Here is a 14,661-nt window from a genome sequence, read left to right as displayed (position 1 = left end):
CTCGGCAGCGGTACCAGCGCAGTCGGCCGAGTTGCCCCAGCAGTTGACCTTGCCCCGGACACATCGGGCATGACGGTTGCGACGCGGTTGCCATGGCTCTACACCAGTCCGCGTTCGGCCATGCTCAGCACGGCGTTGCCGGAGACGATGAAGTGGTCGATGACCCTCACATCCACAAGATTCAGCGCGTGCCGAAGAGTCGAGGTGAGGAACTCGTCGGCCCGGCTGGGCTCGGCGCATCCCGATGAGGGGTGCGGATGGGCGAACGCCACGGCGGCAGCGTTGCGCCTCAGTGCGCCCTTGACGATCTCGCGCGGATAGACGCTGGTCTGCGTCAAGGTGCCGCGGAACATCTCCTCGGCTTCGAACAGCGCGTGGTGCGCGTCCAGGTACAGCACGAGAAACACCTCGTGCTCGATGCGGGCGCAGTACAGCCGCAGCCACTCGCGCAGCACCTGCGGCGAGTCGAAGACCGGGCCGCGCTGCATCGCCGCTGCAAGGTCACGCAGCAGCAGTTCGCGAGCGATGCCGAGCTTGTGTTTCAGCGCGGGATGGCCGTGGACGATGAGGCCGTTGGTGGGATCGTTCTCTACGTCGCGGGCGGTCAGCACGCAGACGCCAGGTTTGGCGATGGTCACCGGCGCGAGCAGCTCGCGCGCCAGTGCCTCGTTGGACAGTTGTGCCATGTGCATGGCGTTCTCCTCTGTGAATCGAATGGAAGAGGGAACGCCGACCCGCTCGGGAACGACGTTCCCGGATCGGGGGGCTCAGGTCAGGCCTGGGCCGCTATGGGGCAGGTGACGACTGCGACGCTGGCTTGTCACCAGGGGCGCTGCGCGATGCAGCGTTCGGAGCGCTCACAGTGTGGCGCGCGCCTGGATGCTCGCGCGCCGACTGTTCGACGAGCCGCGCCCATGTTCCGTAGGCCGACCGCTGTGCGCGCAGCATCCGTGGAGGCCGGGGTTGAGGCTCTTGCCCGCTGTTGGACAATGAACCTGCTCGCGCGGCTCACGCTGCGGCCGAGCCAGGCATCTTCCTCCCTGTGCCTGTGCACGAGAGTGCATTCACGCCCGAGCCTCAACGCTTGGGCGTCCTTTTTTTGGGTCGGACGGATCTGCAGTGCAGGGCCTGGGGGTGCGCGCAAAGCAGATGCCTGGCGCGCGCGTGGTTGTGCGTGCCGACGATGACGAGCGGGACGCACGTCCCGAACGACCTGCTACGCGAACACTCTCGGCTCGATCGTCGCACCGCGCATGAAGGCGAGGTAGGCCGCCGCCTTCGTCAAGTCGGCGAAGCGCGCCAGCGTCTTGTCGCGATGCCGAACGCTCCATCGATACCGACCGTCGGTCTCGGGGAACAAGCCGAGCTCGGGCTCACAGTACAGCGGGTGGCGGAAGACCGCCTTGCCGCTCTTCCAATCGATGACTGCCAACAGACAAGCCGTGAGAATCGCCGGCCCGCCGTCTTCGCCGGGTGGCACGAGCAGCGGCACCTTCAGCGCGCCGCAGGAGCGTCCGACTCGGCCGACGACGTCGTTCTCGTCGAACCAGGACTCGCCGGTCTCGGGGTCACCGAGGATCAGCCGGCACATCGTGCCTCGCCGGCGGCAGGTCTCCAGCGCCCGTTGCGCGTCGGGGTGCGTGCCCGGATCGAAGTAGGTGTGCTCGTGCTGCGGAGAGGTCGACCAGGCGTCGACGGCCAGCCGGTACTTGCGGTAACCGCTCTCGGCGCCGTGGTCGGAATCGGCGAAGTGAAGGTCGGGACGGTTCAGGCGCTCGGCGATCTGGTTCGTGTGGTCGCGCGCGTTGTCAAAGCCGAAGCAGCTGACGCCATCGGCGTGTTGGAGCACGTAGTGCCCGCGCTGGGGATCCAGCTTGATCGTGGTCATGAGGTATGCCTTCCGAAAGAAGGCGGGGCCACCCGGCAGGGGCAGCCCCGCGGGGTGGATATCGAAGCGGCGTCTATCGCCGCTCATTTCATCAACGTGGACTCGGCGCTACGGCGTCGCCGTGTCTGCAACCGGGGACGGGCACACGGCCCGGTACACCAAGCTCCCGCTGATGGGCGTGCAGGCCAGCAACTCGCAGATCGCGTCGCGGCTCACGTCGAGGACGTGCTCAGTCCAGCCGTCGGGGCCGTCGCTGATCGCGCTGTACAGGCAGTAGTCGTTCTCGTCCAGATCGGCTTCGATCACACTGATCGCAGCGGTCTCGTCGAATCAACCGTCGTCGGTCAGATCCTCGGGCAGCGCGGCTCCCGGAATCGAACTCACAGCGGAGACGCTGTTGCTGATACTGCGATAGCTGCCACCCTGATCGTCGTACTCGGCCGACGCCCGCAGGGCGATGCGCAGCGATTGCAGCCAGGGATGCCGCACGAACAGGCTGGCCAGGTAGGCGCCGGCCCAGCTCGGCTCCAGGGCATCGAATGCTGCTTCGGCCTCGCGGAAGGCGCGCACGACGGCCTCGCCCTCTTCGGTCAACTCGATCTGGCCAGACGCGCCGAGCCGGTAGTCGGCCGCAGGGGCCGGGGTGATGGAACTCATGGGGTGGATCGCTTTCTGCGGTGATTGCCTTCGGAGAAGACCACCGCGTGGGGGTGAAGGGAGTCGAGCAGCGGATGCCACCAGGGCGCTTGATCGCAGACCTGGTGCCAGTCGCCGCGCCCGTTGTTGGCGCTGACGTGCACTTCGATGCAGCGCTCGCAGGCCAGCATCTCGCGCACGAGGGCGTCGTCGCGAACACCGCTGGCAGTGGCCAGGATGTTCAGGTGCGACAGGTCCAGCGCGTAGGGCACGCCGGACTCGAAAAGCTGCCGGTACTCGGCCCAGCTCGACACCAGCCACGCGTCGCCGCGGGCCGGGTACAGGCCTTCGACGCCGACCGGGCAGCCGAACAGGTCGGCACAGCGCCGCGCGTTGTCCAGCATCGCCGGCAGCGTCGATTCCGAACGCAGGCCGGCATGGGCCGTGTAGGCCGGGGCCGACAAGCGTCGGCTGATGCGGGCGGCTTGCCGAAACCAATCCGCTTGGACTTGGAAGCCCGACAGATCGGCGACGCGATGCTCGGGCAGCACGCGCACGTTGGCGTGCAGCCTGAACCGCACCTGCGGGAAGGCCGACATCAACTGATCGGCCAGATCCTCGGTCATGATGCCGAAGCTCTGCGGGACGAGTTGCACGTGCGCCGTCGACAGCGGTCCGAACATGGGCTCGCTGATCTCTTCGGACAAGTGCTGTGCAGCCTGTTCGTGGCGCAGCCCCGGCCAGCAGGCCAGCGACACGTGAACCGCGAAGCGGTGCATCGTGGGCGCCGCCGCCGTCACAGCACCGTTTCCTCGTAGTCGGAGTCGGTGAAGTACGCGGTGTGCTCGATGCGCACGCTGTCCTTCGCGCAGTCGAAGACCACGCTGCCGGAGGCGCCGTCGCCGTTCTCCCAGCCGCCATGCAGCCAGTCGACGATCTCGTCGGCGAAATCCCTCAGCGCTTGCTCGATCGGCACCGAGTGCTCGACCTCGGTCGTTTGCCACGCACCATCGCTGTAGGTGGCGCGCTGTGTATGCAGGGTGACGGGTGCCATGGCTTTGAAGCACGTGCCTTCCGGCATTGCGGCTTCGACGCCTTCCACGCCGCCCGAGTCGCCCATGCCCACGTAGGTGATGGTGACCTGGGCGATGCCGACCTGGCGCAGCGCAGACAGCAGGAGGCGTTTGTTGCGCCCAAGGATCGACGCTTCGTCGAGCGCCGGGGGAGTCGGCTCGACGATGGCTTGGTCGTCGGATGCCGTTGAATCGGTGGTCATGCTCGGTACTTCTTCATGAACAAGAAGGGGCACGACCTCCCCCGAAGGGCAGGCGTGCCCCTCGGGGTTGAAAAACTCTCTCGCGTTGCGCGGGCCGGACCCGGAAGGTCAGGCTGCTTCGAGCGTTCGCTCGTTCGGCACATGCTCGAACAGCCGCGCGACGGACGAAGCGTCGCCGTGGCGCAGCGCCTGGCAGGCGTCGAGCACCGGCGGCAATGCCTCAGGCATCGCGTCGTCCAGCGTTTCGAGGCGAGCCAGCACGCTGCCGTGCGGCGAGGCCACGGTCAGCAGGCCGTGGCCGTTGGCCCAGGTGGCTTCGATGACGTGTTCGCCATCGGCGGGCAGTCTGTCGCGAACGACCTGCACGCCGGTCTCGAACGCATCGACGGTGACCACGTCTTCGAGGTCGCCGTACTCGCGGTTGTAGAACGAGGCCTTGTAGGCCTTGGGTTCGGCCATGGTCAGCGGATCGAGCCGCAGCAGCGGCATCAGGAAGGCTGTGGCCTCGTCGGCAGCGCGGGGCGCCACCACTTGTTCGCGCCCGAGGTGGTCGAGCTTCATCAGCAGGGCGTCGGCATGCGCACGGTCTTCGAGGACCAGGTGCGTGCGCAGGCGCAGGATCTCCTGCGTCATCAGGTGCAGTTCCTGGACGATGGCGCGTTCGGCGCGTGCCTCGATGGCGCGCAGGGTGTCGGCGGCAGAAGTCATGGGAAGAAGTCCTTTCGTGAGGGGCGACCTGCCGCGGGCAAGTCGGTGAAGTGGGGTGGTCCGCGTTGTCATAAGGGACTCGACGCTGACCGTTGGCACGCGCCGCGACAGGCGTGGGCTCGGAGGAGGGTGTCGACCGCCTCGCGCAACGCCTGGGAGGCGGGCGCGAGGGTTCGACGATCAGGGCACGACGCTGAGCGTTGTCGCGCCCATGCCTGGAGCAGAGCTTCCTGGCATCGCAGGCCCGGCCGCCTTGGCGACGGCATCGGGCCGGATCTGGCGCGAGGACGATTCCTCGACGCCTGCTGCCGCGGGTGCGGCGGCAACTACCGTGGTCACAACAGCGGTCTTCGGTCGCGGCGTCGCCTTGCGGGTCGGGCGCAGCGTCGGCTCCACCGGAACGGGAATCCGCTCCGGCAGGCATTCGGCGGCCAGATCGCCGCCCAGGTGCCATGCGCGGTGCAGGGCCTGCACCGGCACGACGAACAGTCCGTGGCAAAGCCAGCGGACGAACTGCCCGATCCGTTGGTGGCGTGCCTGCCTGAACTGCTGCGTGCCCAGCGATTGCCGGCAACGCAGGTACAGCGCGAGGTGGGCACGCTTCATCTCCGGATCGTCATCCAGCTGGGCCAGGACTTCAGCAGCGATGGCGGGCTCGCGCCCGACACGCCGGTAGAAGTCCACCCAGGCGCGCTCTTCCTCGTCGAGGACGCCGGAACGGCGCGGACGAGGACGTGGTTTCTCGAAGGACATGGTGCATCTCCGTGAAGTGCAGAGGGAACACCCATCCCCGGCTGGGGAGACGGAATGGACTCCCCAGGGGTTGCAAGGGCGTGGGCAGGCACCTTGGAAGGCACTCGGCACGCAGGAACACGGGCTGGCGCTGATCAGGTGTCCACCGGGTGGTGGACACGCCAATCAACGCGGGGCCCGATCTATCGATCACGATCACCATCGCTTGACGTGGCCTTCGCGGGCCGAGGGGTGCGTGGCACCCACTCAGGCTCGTTGGGGCCGGCGGTTCTGCTCGGCGATCCTGATCCAGTTGTCGGCGATGCGGTCCAGGTAGACCAGATCGTCGGGTTCGATGTCGCCGGACTTGCGCAGTCGGGCGATCACTGCCTTGACCAGCTTGGGGTCGTCGATGGCCAGTTGAACGGCCGTCGCGGCAATGCGCTTGCGGTAGACGCCGACCAACATCGTCAGCTTTCCGCGCGCAGGGACTCGATGGCTTGCGCCATGCGGGGGCAAGTCACCGGGGCGGCCTGCAGCAGCGCGGCAACCGGGCGTGCTTGAACCAGGTTGGGCGCGGCGCGGCCGTTCCCTCCCAGCAGCACGCAGGTGCAGCGCGAGGCTCTCGTCGAACAGGACATGGGTGTTCTCCTTCGGGAAAAGGGAACACCCACCACCCGGCACGGGAAACAGGGTTCCCGTTCGGGGTGCCTCGCCACAAGGGCAGGGCGCGATGGCCGCGGATCGGAAGATCCGGACCTGGTGCTACGCCCGACTGCGAAAGCCGGGCAGAACTCGACGCCGCGATGGCGGCATGACCCGGACGAGACCGGGTCGCTTCAAGGCGGTTAACGGCCGCAACGCCAGCCGAGGCTGGACTTCAGGTCGCCTGACGACAGGCGGCGGTGAAGGCTGTGTGGACGCGATATCCACGGGTAGCAGTTCGCAGTATGGGCAGGCGGTGGCGCGGGGCAAGACGCCGGCGTGCGCATGCGCATCGATGCCGACCGCACGGGTCGAGGTCCGCGCATCGTGGGTGCGGCGTTTCAGCTCGGGCGGATGTCGCGAAATCCCAGCTCGATGAAGTGCCGGGGCAGCCGGGACGCACCGCGCAGCAGCGGTTCGAGCCACCGCGGGATGAAGACCTCGGCCAGCCAGCGGCGGGCGGCTGGGATGTTTCGCCGGCCGCGGACCTCAAGGGTGAACACGACGAGTTCGAAGCCGGGCAGGGCGAACATGCCGGCGGGCTTGGGGCCGAGCGCCTGCGCAAAGCCGGTCCAGGGTTCGTACGTTGGGGGGCTGTCGATGCCGAGCTGGCGTCGCAGGTACATCTGCACGTCGATCTCGTCGAGGCCGGCGGCGATGAAGGTCTCAAGTACCGACGACAGGACGAAGTGCCACTCGATGTCGGGCGCGGGCCAGTCGTCGAAAGCACTGACTTCATCGATGGCCGGCGTCGTCCTGGCATCGTGCTCGACGATCTGGAACGTCCCGAAGTCGAAGCCTTCGTAGGGCGCCAGCAGGCCGGCAAGCGCATCAGCTTCTCGCGCCCGGGCTTCGGGCCGTGCGAGGTGGCTGAGCATGCGGCCTGGGACAGTCAGAGCCATACGGGCGCCACGCAGGCGGCGCAGATTCGACGGTGCGTTCATGGAGGGCTCCGAGTTCGACGGAGCCTGATTCGACGGCCCGTGGGCGGCGGCGTCGAGCCGGAATGGAGCGTTTGTGGATGGGGTTTCGACATCGGCTCGGCTTCGAAGCCGCCGGGCGAAACGTCATCCAGTGCAACTCGGGTCAGCGTCCGGCCGCATCGCAGCCCGGCGATGCGGCGATGCGGCGATGCGGCGATGCGGTGGTTCGCAGCGGTCGCAGCGGTCGCAGCGACCGAGTAGCGGATCTCGTGTCGCTGGACGGTGAAGCCCCTGGGCGCCAGGTTGATCAGGCCGCCAGGGCACCTGAGCGCGTCGAACACGCGCCTGCGCTCAGTGCACTGGAATCGACGGTGGTTTGCGTGCCAGGCCGGCCGTATGGCGGGTTGTCGTCGAGCAAGGTGACGCTCGCTATCGCACCGCACGCACGCCGTAGCCGCTTGCGATGCGTGCCGCCATGTCCGGAAACAGCGCGCAGAGGAGGTCATCGTAAGTGCTGGGGCGGAGGTAGGACTCGTCCTTGGCCTGCACCCCGTCAACAATGCTCATTCGCCAGCTTGCGTAGAGCGCGGCCTGCTTCTGCGTGAAGTGTTGCGGGAGGTCGTAGGTCTTCACGGCCATGGTGTACAGCGTGTGCCAGCGCCGGTTGTCTTCACCGCTTTGCATGATGGCATTGAGCACCTGGAAGCCGCTGTCGACCGCGTAGCCGATGCCCCGGTTGTGCCGGATCGACAGGATGCGGGGGACGAGCCCCGTATCGCTGATCATGTCCGGGTCCAGCCCACCCGGCAGGCCGTGCGCACGCAGCGCTTCTGCGGCCTCAGCCAGGCGCTGCCACGTGGTGTCGGCCACGCGGGGTTCGGACTGCAGCGTTTCGGCAGCCTCCGTTGATCGCAGCGCACGCCTGACCCGCACGTTGCCGTCGTGATGGGCGGTCGCAGCCTCGACGTACTCGGCCGCCCAGTGTTCGACCGGCTTCGCAAGCCAGCGTGGGCGGTGGAGCTCTCGCATCCGTGCGGCCCAATCGGCGCGCACCGAATGCGCGTCGATCTCGGCCTCGAGCACCCGGTACTTGCCGGCGAGGGCGGGGTGGTGAACCCAGCGCTTGCCGACAATCTGGTCGACCACCAGATCCCTAAACTGCTCACGTGTGAGGCGGCCGCCCATGGCGCTCAGGTCGACTTCCAGGGTGGGAAGGTTCAACTTCCGGATGCGTTGAAGCTTCTCGTGGTCGATGCCGTGGGTGACGGTCACTTCAACCAGCAGTGTGGCCGGCCAGGCCGGCGAATGGCCGTCCTCGGCGTCCTCATCGAACACCTCACCCACCGTGGTCCGCGTGCCGCCGTGCACGTAGCTTTGCCGGCCGCCCAGCGTGGCGATCACGTCCGGGACGATGCGACCAAGCCGCCGCTCCAGGCAAACCTCGTCCAGTTCGAGGCGTCGCCGGCCGGTCATCTAGACCTTGCGTATCGTCTGGTCGTCCCAATCCCCGGCCAGTTCATCCGGCGGATGGCGCGTGACGATCAGTTCCAGGCCAGGCGTGTCGATGGCCCCGGCTTGCTCGATCGCGGCCTTGGCCTCGCGATGCAGCAGGGTCTCCCGGCGGTAGGTCTGAGCCAGCGCGGGTGCTGTGCCGGTCGGCAGCGTGCCTACAAACTCGGCCTCGTCTTCAGCGGTCCAACCATCCATCGCGTCGCTGGCCGCCTTTTCCGCCCTCGACCGGCCTTGCGCCTGGAGTTCGTCGTCCTTCCAGTGTGAACACCAGCGCAGATCGGGGAGCACGCGCAGCCGCGCCCGGATCGCCGGGGCGTCCAGCATGGCCAGTGCCAGGTCCGACAAGGCCATGGTCACGATGGCCACGCCAGGGCCATCGTCCGTTGGTGCGCGTGTGCCCGTGAGGTCGACGATCAGTTCGCGCCCGTCGTCCAGGGTGAGCACGGCCGTGGCGTGGTCGCGCATGCGGGCCAACGAGACGCGCACACGCTCGGCCGGTTCTTCGACCCAGACCTCGTAGTCCTCGCCACTGAAACCGCGCGCGTTGGCGGAGACTCTCCGGCGAGGCAGGTCGATGAACCCGCGCTCCGCGAGGTGGCGCGCCGCCGCCACACGTGCCGCGACCAGGACGCAGTCGTCCCGCTGCGCTCCGGCCGGGTGCCTGAAGTGGGCCGTCGGTCGCACGCGCATCGGCTGGCCGGCCAGCACCGGCGTCAGTTCGAGGTGGCAGGCCGGGCAAACGCAAGTGCCGCATTTGCTGACGACCTCCTGGTCGTGGATGTACCGGGGCTCGCCGGTGGTGGCGTCGTGCGCCCACTTCAAAGGTACGGCACCGGGAGCGGCATCGCTGTCTCGAACCGCCGGGGTGGCCGGATCAAGCTGCCATCGCGTCATGGGTCATCCATCCCAGGCCACTCATCGAGCGCCGGATGCAAGGCGTCAATGCGCTTGGCAGCGCACCACGTGCCTTCTCGCGTGGTGACGGCGAAGTCGAACGTCGTGGACACCTGCGAGCTGCTGGCCGCCACGTCGCACAGTGCCCGGCACACCGAGCCGAGGTGGTGCCGAAGGCTGTCCGCACGGGTGCCTTCATCCGCAACGCGAACGTCGGAGCGCAGGTCGCCTGTCACCCGATGGACGGTTTCCGGCGGCGTGTCGAGAGGAAAGACCGGCATGACCATGCCTTGCTCGACGACGACGAACCGCCGACCCTCCAGCACAGGCAGGAAACCAACGCATCGCACCGCGATGTCGCCGCCGACCGGCGCGCGGTAGGTCAGGAGCCAACTCGTGTAGGCGAGATCCTGTTCGCTCGCGCTGCCTTGCCCGCGGGCGCGGTCTCGCTCGTCGTGGATGATGGACAGCACCTGGTCCGTGTGCGAAACCGGTTCAGCCTGAATCCGCGCCTTCACAGCATCCAGCAAAGACACCAATCCGGCGCCGGTGATGGCGCCCAACGGGGTATCGACGATCTTGGAGGCCGTGCTGTGCAGCGGAAGGCTCTGATCGAAGACGCGCACGCTCTCCATCTTGTCTGCTGCCAATAGGACATAACTGCCCGCGTGGATGGCGACCAGGAACGTCATGCGCCGGAGGCCTTCCATCGCCGCTGCTGGCCCCTGGTCGCAGTGGCTGGCAGGTCGTGCCGGCCGGTCTCCACCAAGCGGCTCCGTCGAGCGCAGAGCAGGCGAGTGGATTCTTCCCGGAGCGCTGCTGGCATAGAGGAAAGGCAGATCGCTGGCGAAGCACGTTGCATTGCGTGGTTGTCCGACGCATTCCACTCCGATGGGAGTGCGGATCGCGGCCTTGAAGACGGAGCGGCCGATGAGATTCTGAATGCAAGGACACGCGGCCCGCGTGATCCACCCACCGCATTCAGGAGCCCCTGATGAAGTTCACCAAACAAGAGATCGACGCCATCATCGAAGCGTCACCCCGCACCTTCGTCCCCTTCAACAAGCTGGTCCTGTCCGAGGACCACCAGGCCCGCGGCGGCGGCAACACGCCGAAGATGAGCGTTGCCGAACTCGCGGCCTCGATCAAGGACAGCGGCGTTCTGCAGAACCTGATCGTGGTACAGGGCGCTCGCGGTCGCTATGAAGTCTGCGCTGGCGGGCGTCGCCTCGGAGCGCTGACGCTGCTGGTCGCCAACGGCGACATCCCCGAGAACTATCCGGTGCCGGTGCTGATCGTGCCGGCGGACAAAGGATTGATCGCCAGCCTGTCGGAGAACTGCTTCCACGTCCCCATGCATCCGGCCGACGAGTTCGTCGCCTTCGCCAAACTGATCGAACAGGGCAAGGCGGTCGAGGACGTGGCCGCTGCATTTGGTGTCTACCCGGTCACGGTCAAGCGCCGTATGAAGCTCGCCGCGGTCAGCCCCAAACTGATGGCGCAGTACCGCGAAGGCGGCATCGGCCTGGACTGCCTGATGGTGCTGGCCTCGGTCGACGATCACGACAAGCAGGAACAGGCCTGGGCCGGGCTGCCGCAGTGGAACCGCCGCGCCGACCACCTGCGCCAACTGCTGACCCAGGGCGAGGCCGAGTCCGACCGCGATCCGGTGGCCCGCTACGTGACGCTGAAGGCCTACGAGAAAGCTGGCGGCGTACTGCGGCGCGACCTGTTCTGCGACAACGATCGGAAGGCCTACCTGCTGGACATTCCGCTGCTGGAGCGGCTGGCCACCGACAAGCTGCAGAAGAAGGCCAGGCAGATTGCCGTCGAGGGCTGGAAGTGGGTTGCCGTGCGCACGCGATACGTCTACGACGAGTTCGTCAAGTTCGGCGAGCTGCGGAAGACGCGCCGCGCGCCCACCGGCGACGAGGCGACCCAGCTCGCTAAGCTTCAGGCGCAGCAGACCGGCCTGAACGATCAGATGGGAAGCCTTGTGCGACCAAGAGGACGATGATCCGGCGCGGGACGAGGCGTACTGCCGGCTGGAATCAGAGGCGGACGCGCTGGGTCAGCAGATCCGCGCCATCGAGGACTCGCTGAGCGTCTGGCCACCCGAACTGATGGCGCAAGCCGGTTGCGTGGTCTACGTCGACAACGACGGCACGGCCGCCGTGAAGCGCGGCCTCCTGCGCCCGGAGGATCGCGCTGACATCGCACAGGCTGCACGACAGGCCAGCGAGGATGGTGACCACGGATCGCTGGTGTCGCTGCCGTCCGCGAAAACCCGGCCCGTGCACTCCGAGAAGCTGATGCGCCGGCTCACGGCCCACCGCGTCGCCGCCGTGCAAGCCGAGTTGCTGGCGCGGCCGGACGTGGCGCTCGCCGCCGTCACCGCTCACCTCGCGGGCAACATCTTCCAGCACGAGCTGCGCTTCGACTACCGTGCAAGCGACGTGTTGTCCATCTCCGCCACCGACGGCGCGACGGACCTGCGCGCCGCCGCCGAGGACATGGAGACCAGCCCGGCGTGGGCCCAACTGCAGGCCGAACGCGCGGCCTGGATCGAGCGGCTGCCGAAGCAGCCTGAGGCGATCTTCGGCTGGGTGCTGGCGCAGGACCAGGCCACCGCGCTGCAACTGCTGACGTTCGTCGTCGCAGTTACCGTCAAAGGTATCTCTGGCTCCGAAACCGACCAACCCTGCAACGGGGCCATCGCCCAAGCCCTTGGGCTGGACATGACCCGCTGGTGGTCGGCCACCGGCCCCTCGTACCTCGATCACGTGTCCAGGGCGCGGGTCATCGAAGTCGTGACCGAGGCGGTCGACGCCAATGCCGCCAGCCCCCTGGTCGGGCTGAAGAAGGACGCCGTCGTGGCCGGCGCCGTGCAGGCGATGGCGGAATCAGGATGGTTGCCGGCCTGCCTGCGGACGCAGGTGCCGAAGCCGGCAAGCGTGCACAACGCGGGCTCGGGGAATGACGCGGGCGACCTGGCTGCGGCCGACACTGACGCTGCCACGGTGGCGTGACATGGGCATCCGCCGGCCAGAGCTACGGGTCGCCGAAGCCGCGGCGCGGCCCTTGCCCGCAGTGCCGCAAGCGTGGCATGACGCCATGGCGAGCGACTCCCCATGGGATGTTGCGTTGTTGCCAATACTGCCGGCACAGCGAATGGCCGGGCCGAGCGTCTACGAGGCAGCCCATCGTCGCGCCAGACCCGGCAACTGATGCTCCTGCAATCCTGCCATCCGCACATTCCGTGCGCGACCCGCTTGAAGGGGGAACGATGTCGAAAGCACGCACGCTGGATGTCCGCCAGCGCCTGACAGCGCTGCATGCCAAAGTCCACCAGGGTGACTGCTGATCCGCTGTGATGAGACGGCCGGTCCATCTGCTCGACGTTCGCGCCATTTGTAGTTGCGCTGCCCGCCATCGAGCGGTCGCTGGTGGTCCTGATCGATCAGTTGCTGACCGCAGCCACACTGTCGCCAGATTGCTCTGACAGCAACTCCGTCACCGGAGGGCTTGCCGTCGCGCCCGGCGGCCGCGTGAGGGGGCGGCCGACGTAGGTCCCCACGATCTGCAGGCGACCGTGCCCGAGGCGTTGAGAGATTTCGAACCTGGCTCTGCGATCAAGCTCAAGATCGACGCAAGGGCCTCCGGCAATTGGCGGCGGCGAGCCCGTCATCTGCTCGAAGTCCTCGGCCGCGCCCTGATGCCTCAAGCCATGTGGCACCACACCCAGGCCCGCGCGCGTGATGCCGAACCGCTCCATCACGTAGCGAAGCCGGCGCATCGCTTGCAGCAGCGTCAGGCGTGGGTCGCTGACGCTGTCATTGACGCCCACAGCGACCCGCCGCGCGTAGGCGATGGCGCCCTGGCGAGTCGCGTTGTCGATGGGGAACAGCCGTTCCCGTCCACCCTTGGTGCCCCGATGCGTGTCAAGAAAGGACTCGACACCGTCATTTGGCTTGCCCGCCTGCGCCGCCGTGATCACGTCGCTGTGCGGCCGGAACATCACGCTCTCCTTGAAGCGCAACTGGAACGCCTGCATCAGTTTCAGCGAGGCCGCAGCATGCACGTCGTACACCTCAACTTCGGCGATCACTGCGGCCGCATTCACACCCTGGGCCTTCCATGACTTGTCGACGCCGCTGAACAGACCGCGCTGGTAGAGCGCGGGATCGTCGAAGTAGCATCCGATCGGCTTCAGCAGCTTCGCCTTGCCGATCCAGCCGGCGAAGGTCTTCATGAAGCTGAAGTAGGTCTGGATCGTCGCCGGGCTCATGCGATCGGCTTTCGCTTCGTCCTGCCAGTATCGAGTGACGGCTTCGACGTGCCGACCGCTGAACGACCGCGGGTCGAGCTTGAAGTGCTTGGGGTGGTCGCGCAGGAAGTCGAACAACCAGTAGCAGAAGCGCGCCCGTTCGGCGACGGTCTTGTGGCTCACGCCTTTGGGCTTGCTGCTGTGGCGCCAGTTGTGCTCCTTCAGGATCAACTGCAGCACATGGCTGCACCGGCGCGGATTCAGGGGAACGGTGTCGAGCGCCGGGTGTTCATAGGTGCGATGTGGCCCATCACGCGGGGCGCGCGATGCCGAAGGCTTGGGCTTGTCAGGTGGTCGGTTGTTGATGTGCGTTTCCATGTCGTGGCGTGCCGTTGACTGCTTGAGCGGAACCCTGTCGTTCGTGCATCGGCGGGATTCGGGCGCCGACGCCAGGCCAGAGGCTTGCGACCGTCGCCTGGACGACGGCCGCGCGGAGGTGCGTAAAAGTGACCGCCAGCCAGCACGCGTCTTGCGCAATGTGGCGTTCGCCGCAGCGAACCAGGTTCTCGAGGAACCCGAGGCAATCCCGGAGGCATGACCCCCGGTGCAGTGCCCGAACGGCACCGCGAATTCACTCCCTGCACCGGCCTGACTGGCTGCGCCCGTTCCGCGACGGGCGCGCAATGCCGTTCACGCGAGCCGTGCCGCCGCACCGAAGTGCGGGCATGCACGGCCGACCAAGTGGTCGGTGCGTGAGTGCGAGGGAGGGGAACTCGAACGCCGGCTCCGCAGAGCTGACGCGATTCGCGCCTTGATCGGGCGCGAGAGGAGAGGCCAAGGGGTTGACCTCGGCAAGATGCTCAAGGCACCGGTGGTCGAGCCACCGGCAACGACATCACCGCTCGGGGCGGTTGATGTCCAAGGCGTTGCATCCGGACCCTGCGTCGAGCGCGAAGGTCGGGACGGGCTCCATCGTCAAGCCATGGGCCACGCCGCTGAGAAGAAAACACCGGAGAACGCGACGCGTCCCGGGGGAACAGGCACCGAAGGTGCCAAGGTGAAGACCACCACTTGAAGGGCTTGCGTTTGGGTGCGCGATGCACGCGGGTACGCCAACTGA

General features: G+C 67.2%; 17 protein-coding genes. 2 read left to right on the top strand and 15 right to left on the bottom strand.

The annotated features are described in order from the left end of the window. Positions 1–98: 98 nt before the first annotated feature. From U5O44_RS23020 to U5O44_RS05980, 14 genes are all read right to left on the bottom strand, one after another. On the bottom strand, positions 99–692 hold the full coding sequence (locus U5O44_RS23020; protein ID WP_416222133.1) for a JAB domain-containing protein: 594 nt from the start codon (positions 690–692) through the stop codon (positions 99–101). 524 nt (positions 693–1,216) lie between these two features. Next, on the bottom strand, positions 1,217–1,888 hold the full coding sequence (locus U5O44_RS06040) for a hypothetical protein (protein WP_322587559.1): 672 nt from the start codon (positions 1,886–1,888) through the stop codon (positions 1,217–1,219). 108 nt (positions 1,889–1,996) lie between these two features. Beyond that, on the bottom strand, positions 1,997–2,194 hold the full coding sequence (locus U5O44_RS06035; protein ID WP_322587558.1) for a hypothetical protein: 198 nt from the start codon (positions 2,192–2,194) through the stop codon (positions 1,997–1,999). Positions 2,195–2,218: 24 nt separating this feature from the next. Further along, positions 2,219–2,545 (bottom strand): hypothetical protein, encoded by a 327-nt coding sequence (locus tag U5O44_RS06030; protein WP_322587557.1) that lies wholly within the window; start codon positions 2,543–2,545, stop codon positions 2,219–2,221. Next, complete coding sequence (locus U5O44_RS06025) at positions 2,542–3,303, bottom strand: hypothetical protein (protein WP_322587556.1); 762 nt, start codon at positions 3,301–3,303, stop codon at positions 2,542–2,544. The genes U5O44_RS06030 and U5O44_RS06025 overlap by 4 nt, the downstream gene beginning before the upstream one ends. Positions 3,304–3,320: 17 nt before the next feature. After that, positions 3,321–3,800: a DUF6878 family protein gene (locus U5O44_RS06020; protein WP_322587555.1), complete on the bottom strand. Its 480-nt coding sequence runs from the start codon at positions 3,798–3,800 to the stop codon at positions 3,321–3,323. Positions 3,801–3,908: 108 nt separating this feature from the next. Next, positions 3,909–4,508 (bottom strand): hypothetical protein, encoded by a 600-nt coding sequence (locus tag U5O44_RS06015; RefSeq protein WP_322587554.1) that lies wholly within the window; start codon positions 4,506–4,508, stop codon positions 3,909–3,911. Between the two features lie 180 nt (positions 4,509–4,688). Then, complete coding sequence (locus U5O44_RS06010; protein WP_322587553.1) at positions 4,689–5,261, bottom strand: hypothetical protein; 573 nt, start codon at positions 5,259–5,261, stop codon at positions 4,689–4,691. A gap of 246 nt (positions 5,262–5,507) precedes the next feature. Next, positions 5,508–5,708, bottom strand: coding sequence for a hypothetical protein (locus U5O44_RS06005; RefSeq protein ID WP_322587552.1), 201 nt, complete (start codon positions 5,706–5,708; stop codon positions 5,508–5,510). Positions 5,709–5,710: 2 nt separating this feature from the next. Beyond that, on the bottom strand, positions 5,711–5,881 hold the full coding sequence (locus tag U5O44_RS06000; RefSeq protein ID WP_322587551.1) for a hypothetical protein: 171 nt from the start codon (positions 5,879–5,881) through the stop codon (positions 5,711–5,713). A 405-nt stretch (positions 5,882–6,286) separates the two neighbouring features. Beyond that, positions 6,287–6,889 (bottom strand): hypothetical protein, encoded by a 603-nt coding sequence (locus tag U5O44_RS05995; protein WP_322587550.1) that lies wholly within the window; start codon positions 6,887–6,889, stop codon positions 6,287–6,289. Between the two features lie 408 nt (positions 6,890–7,297). Continuing rightward, positions 7,298–8,341, bottom strand: a complete 1,044-nt coding sequence (locus U5O44_RS05990) for a hypothetical protein (RefSeq protein ID WP_322587549.1) — start codon at positions 8,339–8,341, stop codon at positions 7,298–7,300. After that, positions 8,342–9,274, bottom strand: a complete 933-nt coding sequence (locus U5O44_RS05985; protein WP_322587548.1) for a hypothetical protein — start codon at positions 9,272–9,274, stop codon at positions 8,342–8,344. After that, entirely contained in the window at positions 9,271–9,966 is a 696-nt protein-coding gene (locus tag U5O44_RS05980) for a hypothetical protein (RefSeq protein ID WP_322587547.1), read from the bottom strand. The genes U5O44_RS05985 and U5O44_RS05980 overlap by 4 nt, the downstream gene beginning before the upstream one ends. Positions 9,967–10,268: 302 nt before the next feature. On the opposite strand from U5O44_RS05980, the gene U5O44_RS05975 reads away from it, so the two are divergent. After that, positions 10,269–11,291 (top strand): ParB/RepB/Spo0J family partition protein, encoded by a 1,023-nt coding sequence (locus tag U5O44_RS05975; protein WP_322587546.1) that lies wholly within the window; start codon positions 10,269–10,271, stop codon positions 11,289–11,291. Continuing rightward, positions 11,269–12,303: a hypothetical protein gene (locus U5O44_RS05970; RefSeq protein ID WP_322587545.1), complete on the top strand. Its 1,035-nt coding sequence runs from the start codon at positions 11,269–11,271 to the stop codon at positions 12,301–12,303. The genes U5O44_RS05975 and U5O44_RS05970 overlap by 23 nt, the downstream gene beginning before the upstream one ends. A gap of 431 nt (positions 12,304–12,734) precedes the next feature. Here U5O44_RS05970 and U5O44_RS05965 read toward each other — a convergent pair whose 3' ends face one another. Beyond that, on the bottom strand, positions 12,735–13,919 hold the full coding sequence (locus U5O44_RS05965; RefSeq protein ID WP_322587544.1) for an integrase domain-containing protein: 1,185 nt from the start codon (positions 13,917–13,919) through the stop codon (positions 12,735–12,737). Between the last annotated feature and the right edge of the window lie 742 nt (positions 13,920–14,661).

The sequence above is a fragment of the Sphaerotilus sp. genome (assembly GCF_034519685.1).
Lineage (GTDB): Bacteria > Pseudomonadota > Gammaproteobacteria > Burkholderiales > Burkholderiaceae_C > Sphaerotilus.
The sequence above is the reverse complement of the archived record's forward strand: the minus strand, read 5'-3'. Positions and strand labels throughout refer to the sequence as shown.

Coding starts and splice junctions, on each gene's coding strand:
- U5O44_RS05990 (WP_322587549.1), bottom strand. CDS start 8,341: ATGACCGGCCGGCGACGCCTCGAACTGGACGAGGTTTGCCTGGAGCGG.
- U5O44_RS05980 (WP_322587547.1), bottom strand. CDS start 9,966: ATGACGTTCCTGGTCGCCATCCACGCGGGCAGTTATGTCCTATTGGCA.
- U5O44_RS06015 (WP_322587554.1), bottom strand. CDS start 4,508: ATGACTTCTGCCGCCGACACCCTGCGCGCCATCGAGGCACGCGCCGAA.
- U5O44_RS05985 (WP_322587548.1), bottom strand. CDS start 9,274: ATGACGCGATGGCAGCTTGATCCGGCCACCCCGGCGGTTCGAGACAGC.
- U5O44_RS05975 (WP_322587546.1), top strand. CDS start 10,269: ATGAAGTTCACCAAACAAGAGATCGACGCCATCATCGAAGCGTCACCC.
- U5O44_RS06020 (WP_322587555.1), bottom strand. CDS start 3,800: ATGACCACCGATTCAACGGCATCCGACGACCAAGCCATCGTCGAGCCG.
- U5O44_RS06025 (WP_322587556.1), bottom strand. CDS start 3,303: ATGCACCGCTTCGCGGTTCACGTGTCGCTGGCCTGCTGGCCGGGGCTG.
- U5O44_RS06005 (WP_322587552.1), bottom strand. CDS start 5,708: ATGTTGGTCGGCGTCTACCGCAAGCGCATTGCCGCGACGGCCGTTCAA.
- U5O44_RS05965 (WP_322587544.1), bottom strand. CDS start 13,919: ATGGAAACGCACATCAACAACCGACCACCTGACAAGCCCAAGCCTTCG.
- U5O44_RS06000 (WP_322587551.1), bottom strand. CDS start 5,881: ATGTCCTGTTCGACGAGAGCCTCGCGCTGCACCTGCGTGCTGCTGGGA.
- U5O44_RS06010 (WP_322587553.1), bottom strand. CDS start 5,261: ATGTCCTTCGAGAAACCACGTCCTCGTCCGCGCCGTTCCGGCGTCCTC.
- U5O44_RS06030 (WP_322587557.1), bottom strand. CDS start 2,545: ATGAGTTCCATCACCCCGGCCCCTGCGGCCGACTACCGGCTCGGCGCG.
- U5O44_RS23020 (WP_416222133.1), bottom strand. CDS start 692: ATGCACATGGCACAACTGTCCAACGAGGCACTGGCGCGCGAGCTGCTC.
- U5O44_RS06040 (WP_322587559.1), bottom strand. CDS start 1,888: ATGACCACGATCAAGCTGGATCCCCAGCGCGGGCACTACGTGCTCCAA.
- U5O44_RS05995 (WP_322587550.1), bottom strand. CDS start 6,889: ATGAACGCACCGTCGAATCTGCGCCGCCTGCGTGGCGCCCGTATGGCT.